This is a genomic window from Brucella tritici, assembly GCF_008932285.1.
Lineage (GTDB): Bacteria > Pseudomonadota > Alphaproteobacteria > Rhizobiales > Rhizobiaceae > Brucella > Brucella tritici.
Genome location: NZ_WBVY01000001.1, coordinates 632,687 through 645,576 on the forward strand (window position 1 = coordinate 632,687; position 12,890 = coordinate 645,576).

A 12,890-nucleotide genomic window follows, 5' to 3' on the forward strand; every position below is an offset into this window, starting at 1 on the left:
TGATATGCTCACTGGCTTTCTTCAGCTGTGCTGATCATTGCAGCGACTTCAGCTTCCGCAACCTTTACACCGTCGACCTCGGCGATGCATTCATATTTGGAAATATTTGCGCGTTGCTTGACCTTCTTTACGTGAAGCAAAAGTCTATCTCCCGGTATGACCGGGCGACGGAATTTCGCATTATCTATAGTCATGAAATAAACAACACCGGGACGTCCAGTCTTGCGCTGAAGCAGAGAAATAGCACCTGCCGTCTGCGCCATGGCCTCCACGATCAATACACCCGGCATGATCGGTTTTTCAGGGAAATGCCCTGTAAAATGCGGCTCATTGATCGTCACATTCTTGATGCCGGTTGCTGAGACGTCGCCGTCAATATCAACAATCCGGTCGATCAGCAAAAATGGATAGCGATGCGGCAACACTGCCAGAAGATCCTGGATATCCGCTGCTTCCAGCTTGGTCTGATTTGCATCACTCATCAGAGGATTGCTCCTTTCTCGATTGCCCCATGCTGCGAATGTTCGCAATATCACGGAACCACTGCTTGATAGGCCGCGCAGGAATACCACCCCAGCGCTCACCATCGGGTATGTCATTCATAACACCGCTCGCAGCGGCAATTTGCACGCGCGAGCCGATAATCAAATGGTCGGCAAGTCCTACACGTCCACCCAGCATCGTCTGGTCGCCAATGACACAGCTACCTGAGATGCCGCAATGAGCTGCAACGATACAAAAACGACCGATTCGCACGTTGTGAGCGATCTGGACGAGATTATCAATCTTAGTACCTTCACCAATAACGGTATCGTTCAACGAGCCACGGTCAATCGTCGTATTCGCACCAATCTCGACATTGTCCTGTATAATGACTCTGCCAAGCTGGGGAACTTTCTCCAAACCGGCCGGACCTGGAACGTAGCCGAAACCGTCTTGTCCAATTCGCACACCTGGATGAAGCGAAACCTGGTTGCCAATAAACGCACACTGGACGGTCACGCCCGGTGCAATATAGCTGTTACGACCAATCTGGCTGCCTTCGCCAATAACCGCCGTTGAGGCAATCAGTGTACCACTTCCGACAGTTACACCCTTGCCGATAACCGCACCCGCCTCAATGGTTGCACCATCTTCGATATGCGCAGTCGGGTGAATAATCGCTGCTGGAGAAACGCCTGTTTCTCCAAACCAGCTGACAGGTCTGACCGAGGCCGGAAACAGCATCCGACCGACCGACGCAAAGTCTCGCTGCGGATTTCGCGTAACGAGCGCAGCTATATGCGACGGTACACTGTCCAGCACGGATTCCGTGCACAGTACACCTGCAGCATTGATCGAGGAGAGACCGTCCGCGTTCTTCTTGCCTTCAACAAAAACAAGAGAACCATCAGCAGCATCTTTAAGAGAAGAAAGACGCGCAACAGAACGCGGTGCAAGCTTCGGATCACGAAGTCTTGCACCGGTAAAATCTGCTATATCGCCAATCGTGAGTTCACGCGAAGGCGCGAAAAAAACAGGATCTGCCATCAAAACACTTTCTTCCCCGGGGTTGTTACACCCCGGGAAAAGGCAAATCTATTAGAACTTGGTCGAAACACCGAAGTTGAAGTTCTGAACCTTGTCGGTATCAGCCTTCGCGATCGGGAACGCATAGTCAAAGCGCAGCGGGCCGAACGGAGAAGCCCACATCAAGCTTACACCTGCCGAAGCGCGAAGCTTCTTGTCGTCGCCGAGAGCACCATCGGTATTGTTACCGTAAAGCGTTGCCGCATCTGCGAACAAAGCGCCACGGATACCAAGGCTTTCCGGAACGAGCGGCATCGGGAACTGAATTTCAGCCGTACCGTTGAAATAGGTCGTACCGCCCAACCAGTAACGTCTTCCGTCCAGAGCGTCCTGATATGGACCTATGCCGTTGAACTTGAAGCCGCGAATGATGTCCGAATTGTTCTTGAACAAATCGAAGATGCGAACACCGTCGTTACCAAACTCATGGATATAACCACCACCGACGCCCAGCATACCGACGATATCGGCTTCCTGAGAAAGCGTCTTGTAGTAGTTAGCCTTGGCGGTCGTCTTGATGTACTTCGCATCACCACCCAGACCGGCAAACTCCTGCGTGAACTTGCCATAAAGACCGTCATGCGGATTCTTCATGTCATCAATGGAGTTGTAGGTCAGCGAATAGCTGATCGAAGAACGAATCCACGGGCTATTTTCAGCCGCCTCCAACAGCGCTGGCGCATAGTAGCTCTCTCTGTCCGGACGGAACAGATCATACTTTTCCTGAACCAGATTATACGCGATACCGGCCGAGAAATTGTCCGTAATTGGCAGACCAAAACGAATCGTGCCACCGGTCTGTTCAACATCATAATCGTCGTTCACACGGTACGAACGGCGGAACACATCGAAACCAGCCGAGAGACGGTATCCGAGGAAATATGGCTCGGTGAACGACAGGCCGTAATTGCGCATATCGTCCTGACCGGCACCCGCACTAATACGGATGTACTGGCCGCGTCCAAGGAAGTTACGCTCGGTGATAGCAGCTTCAACCTGTGCACCTGGAGATTCACCGCCAGTCGTGTAGCCGCCGCCGATCGAGAATTCACCCGTCGACTTTTCGACAACATCAACCACCAGAATGACCTGATCTGGTTCCGAGCCCGGTGCAGTCGAGATATTGACTGTCTGGAAGAAGTCAAGCGCTTCGAGACGTCGCTTCGCGCGCTGCACCATAACCTGATTGAAGGCATCGCCTTCATTCATGTCGAACTCGCGACGAATCACGAAGTCACGGGTCTTGTCGTTGCCGCGGATTTCAATGCGCTGAATGTAAGCGCGCGGACCTTCGTCAACACTATAAACGACCGAGATCGTATGATTGTCGAAATCGCGATCACCACGTGGCTCAACCTTGGCGAAAGCGTAACCGCTACCGGCAACATTTTCAGTAACAGCAAGAACTGAATCTTCGATTTCCTTGGCGCTGTAAGGCTTGCCCGAGCGGGTCTTGACCAGATGATCCAGAGCCTGCCCGTCAACACCGTCAACGTTGCTCTCGACGCTTACATTGCCAAACGTATAGCGCTGACCTTCATCAACCGTGATGGTGATCGTGTATTCGTTCGTGGAAGGATCAAGAACCGCATTCGACGAGATGACACGGAAATCCGCATAGCCGCGATTGTAATAGAAACGACGGAGCGTTTCCTCGTCAGCCTGAAGACGACCTTCATCATAAACGTCGTTACGCGTCAGCCACGAAAGCGGATTCGAACGCTTGGTCGAGATCACGTCGCGCAGACGACGGGCACTGAATGCCTGATTGCCGACGAAATCGACATTTGCGATCTTCGTGCGCGAGCCTTCATTGATTTCATAGACGACGTTTACACGTCCCTGACCAAGATCAACCGTGCGCGCATTTACAGTCGCATCACTGCGCCCGATATGCGCATAGGCTCCCTTGATGGCTTCAACGTCAGCCTCCATGGTCGCTGCGTCGTAAGGCGAACGCGGCTTGAGCTGAACAGCACGAGTAAGATCAGGATCCTTGATCTTCTTGTTGCCCTGGAAAAGGACGTTATTGACGACGGAACGCTCAGAAACATTCACGACGAGCGTGCTGCCGGACTGATTGATGCGAACATCCGAGAACAGACCCATCGCGAACAGACGCTTCACCGCAGCATCAATATCAGCGCTGGTGAAGGCCTTGCCCGGACGAATATCGATGTTGTCACGGATGGACTGTGCGTCGACGCGTGTATTACCGCGTACCTCGATACGGCTAACGACAGCAGCCTCGGCAACATTGACCGAAGCCAGCGAGAGTGCAGCAGTACCCGAAGCCACAAGAGCCACTGACATGGCGAGCGCAGAAGCGGCGCCAAAGAATTTAGAACTTGCCGTCATAGGCTTTCCGAACCTTCGTTTCTTTCTGTCCCCGGGGCGATTAACCCAGAAAAGCACGTACAGATACAACCGTCATACCCGGTTTTTCCATACAAGCAAGCGTCACGGTTAAATTCTGTTTACTTAAGCAACCAGCGTGGCATCCGCGCCACGCGATTTAAGCGTTATGGTAAACAAATCGCTTAGCTTTTCCAGCAGTCACTCCCAATTTTCACTTCTGTTTAACACCTTCCCCGATCCTCGCCGGAGAAGATATGCATCATAGCGGTTAGCTGACTGGAACTCTCCAGCCTGCACCGATCCCCAAGATCACCACCTGAGCCAGCCGGAGAGTCATCTAGCAGGCAAACAGGTCGTTGAAAAGTACGAACCCCATGAATCCCATAACAAGTAGGAACCCTGCCCGGTAGAAAATTTCCTGCGCTGCAGCAGATACCGGACTACCCTTTATGGCTTCCACTGCATAGAAAACCAGATGACCGCCATCAAGTGGAGGCAACGGAAACAGGTTCAAAAGCCCAATACCGACAGACAACATCGCCATCAACTGAATGAGCCAGTCAAAACCCTGACTTGCCGCCTTGCCAGCCATATTAGCAATTTTCACCGGACCGCCGAGTTGACATTTATCCTCACGCCCCACGGCGAAACGCTGGAAGAACTCACCCGTGCGACTGATAATATAGCCTGTTTCCATGACAGCTTGTCCCACTGATTCGAGGGGACCATATTCAATCCGGCGGAAATTACCGACGGCTTCCGTGGTTTCCACGCCGATGGCGCCAAGCTTGATTTTGTTTCCAAGCGGGTCGGTTCGCTCGACAATTGCCGGAACGGCCTGCAGGTCAACCATCTTGCCGTCACGCTCGACCGTGAAGTTCAGCTTGTCTCCTGCGCGGCCAGACACGATACGCTGCACATCGGAAAAAGTTGTGATCTTTTCACCGTCGACACTGATAAAGCGATCTCCAGCCTCAAACCCGGCCTCTGCTGCAGGACTGCCGGGCTGGACGCCAGCAATAAGCGGATCAGAAATCTGACGCCCATAGAGTGCGAAGAAAACACTGAAGATAACAATCGTCAGAATGATATTAAAAGCGGGGCCGGCAAAGACGGTCGCCGCACGCTTCCATACAGGCTGGGTGTGAAACGCTCTTTGCTGCTCATCTGCACTCAAGCTTGCATTATCGACGTCGACTGGAGAACTGGTGGCGCTCTCATCTCCGATGAACTTGACATAGCCCCCCAATGGAATGGCGGAAATCTTCCACCGCGTTCCGTGCTTGTCCGTGAAACCGATCAGTTCAGGTCCAAATCCGATAGAAAAAGCCTGTGAGCCAATGCCGCACCAGCGTGCAACCAGATAATGGCCCATCTCATGGACAAAAACCACAACGGTCAGAACAAAGAGAAATGGAATGATGGTCCCGACAAGCAGGCTTTCGCCACCCAGAAAAAAGGCCAATGCCTCCTGCAAATCACTACTCCTTACACAACGCTAGTGGTCTGATTCCGACATTTGCATCCCTCGGATATAAGCGCTGAACGAGTTTTGAGTAATCCCATAAACTCATCCGTCTCACCCTTAGAAACTGAAGAATATCGCGGACGGTACGTCTGGCTCGGCAAAAATTGCACCAAACAGGTACAAAAGTGCGGCAGCAGCAACAAGCCCGTCGACACGATCCAGAACACCGCCATGTCCCGGCAAAAGACGTCCTGAGTCCTTTGCGCCGAACTGGCGCTTCACCCATGATTCTGCAAGGTCACCGATCTGCGAAACGATAGACAGCAGTAATGCGAGCAGCGGTACGAGCCAGCTGCCGGGTGCGGCCACAAGAGATGCGACCAGAATGCCACCAGCTACAGCAGCAGCGGCACCGCCAATGGCGCCGGACCACGTCTTGTTCGGTGAGAAGCGAGGAGCCAGCTTCGGCCCGCCCAACGCCCGGCCATTAAAATAGGCTGCGATATCGGTGGACCAGACAACAGCGAAGAGGAAAACGATGGCTGTAAAGCCGAAAGGCTCATCTCCGCGCAGAAGGGAAAGCGAAATTGCGGAGAAACCCGCATAGAAAAGCCCCGCTGCCGGCCAGCCGCGCCCTGTCCGCCATTGTGTAACCAGAAGAAGGAGAGTACCCACCAACAGAACACCAATCGTCAGTAAGGCGCTCCGGTCCAAAACGAGCAAAATGCTTGTAAGCACCAGCCAGCCCCAACCGAACACCTGCGAAAACAATGTCTGTTTCGGCGCTGTCAGGCTCGTCCATTCGTGGAACATGGCCAATCCGATTGCAATCGAAAACAGCGTAAAACCCAAACCGCCGACCCATGTCAGCCACAAGGCGGCTGCACCGAGAACAATGGCGGTAATGATGCGGGTTTGCAGATTGGACATTGAGACCTTTCGACGGACTGGCTTGCGCCATATTAGAGCATTCTCAGTCGTTCCACCCCTCTGGAACCACTTTATACAGACGCCCCCTTGGTCGAAGGGCATGCGATTTTTTCTTCACGTTCTTCCAGCCCGGCGCGTACTTCAACACCGCCGAATCGACGCTCGCGCTGGCGAAATGCCTCATAGGCTGCATCTAGATCGGAGGATCGAAAATCTGGCCAATGAATTGGCAGGAACAGAAACTCGGAATACGCCGCTTGCCAGAGCAGAAAATTCGACAGGCGCATTTCCCCGCTCGTACGGATGATGAGATCCGGATCAGGTATCCCGGCGGTATCGAGATTTGCGGAAATCAGTTCACTGGAAATAGAAGCCGGATCAAGCAACCCAGCAGCGACATCGCGCGCCAGGCTCCGAACGGCACGGACTATCTCATCGCGGGAACCGTAGTTGAAAGCTATGATCAGATTGAGGCCCGTGTTGCGAAGCGTAAGCGTTTCCGCTTCGACCAACAGCGCACGGATATCCGCGGCAAGTTCCTCGCGTTCGCCGATAATGCTGACCCGCACATTATTGCGGTGCAATTCGGCGAGATCACGACGGATGAAAATCTTCAGCAGGCCCAGAAGGTCATTTACCTCACCGCTCGGGCGGGACCAGTTTTCTGAAGAGAACGCAAACAATGTAAGGTAGCCGAGGCCACGGTCCCCGGCTGCCCGTACAGTCTCACGAAGAGCTTCCACGCCCGCCCGGTGTCCGGCGCTGCGTGGCAAATTGCGTGCCTTCGCCCAACGGCCATTGCCATCCATGATAATGGCGATGTGGCGCGGATCGGACATGGCGAAGCTCTCCCTCAATGAAAACCATGCAAGTCCTAGACCTGCATGATCTCCCCTTCTTTCACAGCGACGACCTTATCCATCTCAGCGATGGTTTCGTCGGTCAGCTTCTGCACCTTTTCGGACAGGACGCGACCATCATCCTGACTGATGAGGCTGTCCTTCTCCAGTTTTTTCAGTGTGTCCATGCCGTCGCGACGAACATGGCGAGCAGCAATACGGCCCTGCTCAGCATATTGATGTGCAATCTTGACCAATTCCTTGCGGCGCTGTTCGTTCAATTCCGGCAGTGGAATGCGCAGCGTCGTGCCATCAGTGATAGGATTGAGACCAAGACCGGAATCGCGAATTGCGCGTTCCACAGCCCCCACCATGCTCTTGTCCCATACGGAAACCGAAAGCATACGCGATTCGGGAACAGTGATATTGGCAACCTGATTGATCGGCATTGTCGAGCCATAGGCTTCGATCACGATCGGCTCCAGCAAGCTTGCAGAAGCACGGCCCGTGCGCAGACCGTTAAGGTCATGCTTCAAAGAGTTGATGGCGCCTTCCATGCGGCGTTTCAGGTCGTTGATGTCGAAAGCATCACTCATGCATTTTCTCCTTCGATACGCAGCAAAGGTCGATCAATTATCGGAAACGATCGTGCAGCGCCCCTTGCCTTGCAGAATTTCGGCCAAGCCGCCGTTTTCATGGATGGAATAGACTATTATCGGAATGTTGTTCTCACGCGCAAGGGCAACAGCGGCTGTATCCATGACTGCAAGCCCGCGATCGAGAACTTCTTTGTGCGTCAGACTGTCAAAACGCGTTGCGTTCGGGTCCTTCTTCGGGTCGGCGGAATAGATTCCGTCAACCTGCGTGCCCTTCAACAACGCATCCGCTTCAATTTCTGCGGCGCGAAGAGCTGCAGCCGAATCCGTCGTAAAGAATGGATTTCCGGTGCCGCCAGCAAAGATCACGACCTTGCCCTCATCCATATAAGCCGTCGCCTGTCTCTGCGAGAAGCTCTCACAAATTTCAGGCATGGCTATGGCCGAAAGCACGACAGAATCGACACCAATCTTGTGAAGGGAGGTGCGTAGCGCCAGCGAGTTGATGACCGTGCCCAACATGCCCATGTGATCGCCTGTAACGCGATCTCCGCCCTTGGAGGCTACAGCAACGCCACGAAAAATATTACCGCCGCCGATCACGACGCCAACTTCCACACCAAGCGACCGAGCCTGCTTGATATCGTTCGCAATACGGTCTGCTACTGAAACATCTATGCCAAAGCCCTGACTGCCCATTAATGCCTCGCCAGAGGCTTTCAAAAGGACGCGTTTGTAGGCGGGCTTACCGGACATTGGATGCTCTCCGCAGATTGTGATCAAGTGGTTGTGTTCGGGTTCCGATACACGAAGGGCACCGCGTTGTCACGCGATGCCCTACATAATCAAAAGCCTTTTCAGGCAATAACCGATTAGCCCTTAGCGGCAGCAGCTACTTCAGCAGCAAAATCGGTTTCTTCCTTCTCGATGCCTTCGCCGAGAGCAACACGGACAAAGCCGGTGATCTTGGCCGGTGCACCGATGGTTTTTTCAGCTTCCTTGAGGGCAGCAGCAACCGTCAGATCAGGATTGATGACGAAAGCCTGCGAAAGAAGAACAACTTCTTCGTAGAACTTGCGCATACGGCCTTCGATCATCTTTTCGATGATATTGTCCGGCTTGCCGGATTCACGGGCCTGCTCGATGAAGATCGCCTTTTCGCGCTCGGCAGCAGCCGGGTCAACGTCTTCAGCGGTCAGAGCCAGCGGGTTGATTGCAGCAACGTGCATGGCAACCTGGCGGCCAAATGCATTTGCAGCTTCTGCATCGCCAGCGGTTTCGATTGCAACGAGAACGCCGAGTTTGCCGAGGCCATCAGCAACACCATTGTGGATGTAGGTCGCGACAACGCCCTGCGAGACGGTCAGCGCAGCCGAACGGCGGAAGCCAATGTTTTCACCGATGGTGGCAACAGCGTCCTTTGCCGTTTCGGTAACGGTCTTACCGTCAACGTTGGCATTAGCAACTGCTTCGGTCGAACCGTCGGTCGACAGAGCGGCCTGAGCGATCTTGCGGACCAGATCCTGGAAAGCATCGTTGCGGGCAACGAAGTCGGTTTCGGAGTTGACTTCAACGACAACAGCCTTGTTGCCGGAAGCTGCAACGCCAACCAGACCTTCGGCAGCCGTACGGCCAGCCTTCTTGTCAGCCTTTGCAATACCCTTGGCGCGCAGCCAGTCAACGGCAGCTTCAATATCGCCATTGGTTTCAGCAAGTGCTGTCTTGCAGTCCATCATGCCGGCGCCGGTGAGGTCGCGGAGTTCTTTGACGAGAGATGCGGAAATGCTCATGATATCGCCTTTCATGAAAGCGAAGGCACACCGGATGGGTGTGCCAACTTTTAACCGGCGCTTGGTTTCTGGATCGCGATTGGACCGAGCATTGCACTTCAGGAATCACAATCCCGCACCGGGATGAAACGAGATTATCCACCCGCCCTATCACAGATATGACGGATGGATGAAATCATACGCCGATTAAGCGCCTTCAGCCGGAGCTTCGAGGGCTGGCTCAACCGGAGCTTCAGCTTGCGCACCGACGTCGATGCCCATTGCACCCTGCTGGCGAGCAATACCGTCGAGAGCAGCACGAGCAATCAGATCGCAATAGAGAGCGATAGCGCGTGCGGCGTCGTCGTTGCCCGGAATCGGGTAGTCGATCTGGTCTGGATCGCAGTTCGAGTCGATCACTGCGACAACCGGAATACCAAGACGCTTGGCTTCCTGAATAGCAATCGCTTCCTTGTTGGTGTCGATGATGAACATCAGGTCCGGAACCGAACCCATGTCCTTGATACCGCCGAGGGCACGGTCAAGCTTTTCACGCTCGCGCTCAAGGTTCAGACGTTCCTTCTTGGTGAAGCCCTGAGCTTCGCCAGCCAGAAGTTCGTCGAGCTTGCGCAGACGCTGGATCGAATTGGAGATCGTCTTCCAGTTGGTCATCATGCCGCCGAGCCAGCGTGCATTGACGTAGTACTGTGCCGAACGATTGGCAGCATCGGCGATGATGTCCGAAGCCTGACGCTTCGTGCCGACGAACAGAACGCGACCGCCGCGAGCAACCGTATCCGAAACGATCTTCAGCGCATTGTGCAGCAGAGGAACGGTCTGGGACAGATCGAGAATGTGGATGTTGTTACGGTCACCATAGATGTATGGCGCCATTTTCGGGTTCCAGCGATGGGTCTGGTGGCCGAAGTGAACACCAGCTTCCAGAAGCTGGCGCATGCTGAAATCAGGCAATGCCATCTTTATTTTCCTTTTCCGGTTTAACCTCCACGGGCTGAGGCGATTTCTCGCCACCGGAGGTTTTTGCCGGATTTCTCCCGACAAAAGCCCAATCCCGTGTGTGGAATAGGCGCGCTGTTAACTGATCGCGCCGTAAATTGCAAGTCGTCTACACAATATAGCATCGAACAGACGAACAAACACGCCAGCCAGCGTGCTTATTTGCACGTCGCAGCCTGCTTTGCCGCATCATACACATCAAGCTTCACAAGCTTTCCGCGCATGGAGAAATCTCCATAATCCATAGTGAGGTCGCGGGTAATACCATTGCGATAAAGCTTGAAATTGATACGGTAGATTGGCAAGCCGTCCTGCTTTTCCTTGTCATCGAAATAGGCAATCGTCACCGGCCAGACCTGATCCTTGGAAAATTTGCCCATGACCTTGGTCTCCTCGTCCGGCAGAGACTGCTCCTTGCCAACAACAACCGTAGTAGCAACCACCCTGTCAGCATCTTCGGAAGCATCGAAAAGCGACGTCTGGTAGAATTTCTGCCCGGCCTCCGCCTTGCCGATCAGTTCTTCCATATGTCCAGTCGGAAATTGCGTCCCCTTGAGGTCAAGCTTGTTTTCTTTCGGCTTGCTCAATTCAACGACTGTCTTGCCACCCTCGAGCTTGGCGTCACCGCGCACTTCCTTGACCAGTTCCTTGTCCACGAAGGTCTTGTTGACGAAACGGAAGTTCTTTCCGTCTGCACCTTCGAAAGTCGTCGTCTGCTGGTCGGTCACGCGCTGCGGCTGTTCTTCCATATCGATCCGCGTCACGAAACGGAAATTGGTAGTGTAGCCTTCACATGCAGATCCATTGAACTCGTAGACCATACGGCCGGTCAAACCACTGATTCCCGACTTTTCATCGGCGCGATCCAGAGTCAGATCATAGACTGCGCGATGTGGAACCAACGTTACCGTCGAGGCCGCATGAGCGACACCAGCAAATCCGGCCCATACACAAGCAGCCGTTCCACTCGCCGCAACCGCACTCTTGAAAAAACGCATACATGAATCTCCCGATGAGTTGACGAGCATGATAAAAAAACTCGTGGCGGAAGCGAGGCAAAAAACGCACCCTTCCCAAAAGCTTCACCGATTCTGCCTATAGGTAGATCGCGAAGTACCTTTGCAAGCAAGGATTAATGCAATGACCGACACAATCGACAGCCGCCTTAAAAATCTGGGTATATCCATTCCGGAAGCAGCGGCCCCCGCTGCCAACTACGTTCCTTTTGCGCAAAGCGGTTCGCTGCTTCTCACATCTGGCCAGCTCCCGCTGGAAGGCGGCAAGCTTGTGCATACGGGTCAGATCGGTGATGAGCTGACGGTTGCGCATGGACAAGCTGCGGCGCGGGCCTGCGCTGTCAATATCCTTGCCCAGGCAAAGGCCGCTCTCGGTGACCTTGGCCGCATCAAGCGCATTGTGAAGATTACTGCCTTCGTGGCCTCCACGCCCGATTTCGTGGAACAGCACCTTGTGGCCAATGGCGCTTCCGATCTCCTCGTGGCGGTTCTCGGCGATGCTGGAAAACACGCCCGCTCGGCTGTTGGCGTTGCGAGCCTGCCCCTCAATGCACCTGTCGAAATAGAAGCGATCATCGAGGTTGCCTGACATGACTTCTATCGACTGGATCAGGAAACGTCCCGTTGCCCATCGCGGGTTGCACGATCTCAATAAAGAGCGCTGGGAAAACACCCTTTCAGCGTTCGAGGCAGCAGCCAAAGCGGGGTTTGCTATCGAATGCGATGTGCATCTTACCCGTGACGGCGGTGCTGTCGTCTTTCACGACGATGAACTGAAACGCCTTGCTGGTTATGAAGGCTACATCAGCGATTTGACGCTTGCCGAAGCCACCGCACTGAAGATCGGCGGCACCGCAGATCATGTGCCAACGCTTCGCCAGATGCTTGATCTGGTCGATGGTCGTGTTCCTCTCGTCATCGAGCTGAAGGGTATCGAAGGCAAAGACGACGGTCTGGTTGCCGCTGTCGCCAAAGAACTGGCGTCCTATAAGGGCGAAGCTGCGATCATGTCTTTCGACCACCATCTGATCCGCCGGTTTTCGACGGACGCTCCGGGAATTCCCGGGGGTCTTACCGCTGAAGGTACGCGCGTGGAAGATTTCGAGAGGCATTTCTCCATGCTGGCGCATGGCATCTCCTTTGTCTCCTATAATGTTCATCACCTGCCGAACCCGTTCGTCACCTTCGTTCGGGAGAAGTTGCAAATGCCGGTGATCAGCTGGACGGTGCGAGATCGCGAAGTGCAGAAGCATAGCGATCTCAATGTCGACCAGATCACGTTCGAAGGCTTTGATCCACGCGCCCTCCTAGCTTGACGACAACACGCC

Annotated in this window: 13 protein-coding genes; 2 read left to right on the top strand and 11 right to left on the bottom strand. The window is 54.0% G+C overall.

Annotation, left to right across the window (positions count from 1 at the left end; all coding sequences use genetic code 11):
• Positions 1–8: 8 nt before the first annotated feature.
• The 11 genes from fabZ to eipB form a co-directional block, all read right to left on the bottom strand.
• On the bottom strand, positions 9–482 hold the full coding sequence (fabZ, locus tag F9K94_RS03115; protein ID WP_061346204.1) for a 3-hydroxyacyl-ACP dehydratase FabZ: 474 nt from the start codon (positions 480–482) through the stop codon (positions 9–11).
• Positions 475–1,530: a UDP-3-O-(3-hydroxymyristoyl)glucosamine N-acyltransferase gene (lpxD, locus tag F9K94_RS03120; RefSeq protein ID WP_061346203.1), complete on the bottom strand. Its 1,056-nt coding sequence runs from the start codon at positions 1,528–1,530 to the stop codon at positions 475–477. Before lpxD ends, fabZ begins: the two co-directional genes overlap by 8 nt.
• Before the next feature lie 51 nt (positions 1,531–1,581).
• Positions 1,582–3,927, bottom strand: a complete 2,346-nt coding sequence (bamA, locus tag F9K94_RS03125) for an outer membrane protein assembly factor BamA (RefSeq protein ID WP_151643620.1) — start codon at positions 3,925–3,927, stop codon at positions 1,582–1,584.
• Between the two features lie 337 nt (positions 3,928–4,264).
• Positions 4,265–5,404, bottom strand: coding sequence for an RIP metalloprotease RseP (rseP, locus tag F9K94_RS03130; protein WP_061346201.1), 1,140 nt, complete (start codon positions 5,402–5,404; stop codon positions 4,265–4,267).
• A 108-nt stretch (positions 5,405–5,512) separates the two neighbouring features.
• Entirely contained in the window at positions 5,513–6,325 is an 813-nt protein-coding gene (locus F9K94_RS03135) for a phosphatidate cytidylyltransferase (protein ID WP_151643622.1), read from the bottom strand.
• Positions 6,326–6,396: 71 nt separating this feature from the next.
• A complete protein-coding gene (locus F9K94_RS03140; RefSeq protein WP_061346199.1) occupies positions 6,397–7,164 on the bottom strand; it encodes an isoprenyl transferase in 768 nt (255 codons plus the stop codon).
• 35 nt (positions 7,165–7,199) lie between these two features.
• Positions 7,200–7,760, bottom strand: coding sequence for a ribosome recycling factor (gene frr / locus F9K94_RS03145; RefSeq protein WP_010659979.1), 561 nt, complete (start codon positions 7,758–7,760; stop codon positions 7,200–7,202).
• Between the two features lie 33 nt (positions 7,761–7,793).
• Positions 7,794–8,516 carry a UMP kinase gene (gene pyrH / locus F9K94_RS03150; protein ID WP_151556454.1) on the bottom strand — a complete coding sequence of 241 codons (723 nt, stop codon included), beginning with the start codon at positions 8,514–8,516 and terminating at the stop codon, positions 7,794–7,796.
• A 116-nt stretch (positions 8,517–8,632) separates the two neighbouring features.
• On the bottom strand, positions 8,633–9,550 hold the full coding sequence (gene tsf / locus F9K94_RS03155) for a translation elongation factor Ts (protein ID WP_151643624.1): 918 nt from the start codon (positions 9,548–9,550) through the stop codon (positions 8,633–8,635).
• 186 nt (positions 9,551–9,736) lie between these two features.
• Positions 9,737–10,507 (bottom strand): 30S ribosomal protein S2, encoded by a 771-nt coding sequence (gene rpsB, locus F9K94_RS03160; protein WP_010659976.1) that lies wholly within the window; start codon positions 10,505–10,507, stop codon positions 9,737–9,739.
• A gap of 197 nt (positions 10,508–10,704) precedes the next feature.
• Positions 10,705–11,544, bottom strand: coding sequence for a cell envelope integrity protein EipB (gene eipB / locus F9K94_RS03165; protein ID WP_061346197.1), 840 nt, complete (start codon positions 11,542–11,544; stop codon positions 10,705–10,707).
• A 142-nt stretch (positions 11,545–11,686) separates the two neighbouring features.
• On the opposite strand from eipB, the gene F9K94_RS03170 reads away from it, so the two are divergent.
• Together F9K94_RS03170 and F9K94_RS03175 are read left to right on the top strand one after the other, a co-directional pair.
• A complete protein-coding gene (locus F9K94_RS03170; protein ID WP_006471616.1) occupies positions 11,687–12,151 on the top strand; it encodes a RidA family protein in 465 nt (154 codons plus the stop codon).
• 1 nt (position 12,152) lies between these two features.
• On the top strand, positions 12,153–12,878 hold the full coding sequence (locus tag F9K94_RS03175; protein WP_151643626.1) for a glycerophosphodiester phosphodiesterase: 726 nt from the start codon (positions 12,153–12,155) through the stop codon (positions 12,876–12,878).
• Positions 12,879–12,890: the final 12 nt, after the last annotated feature.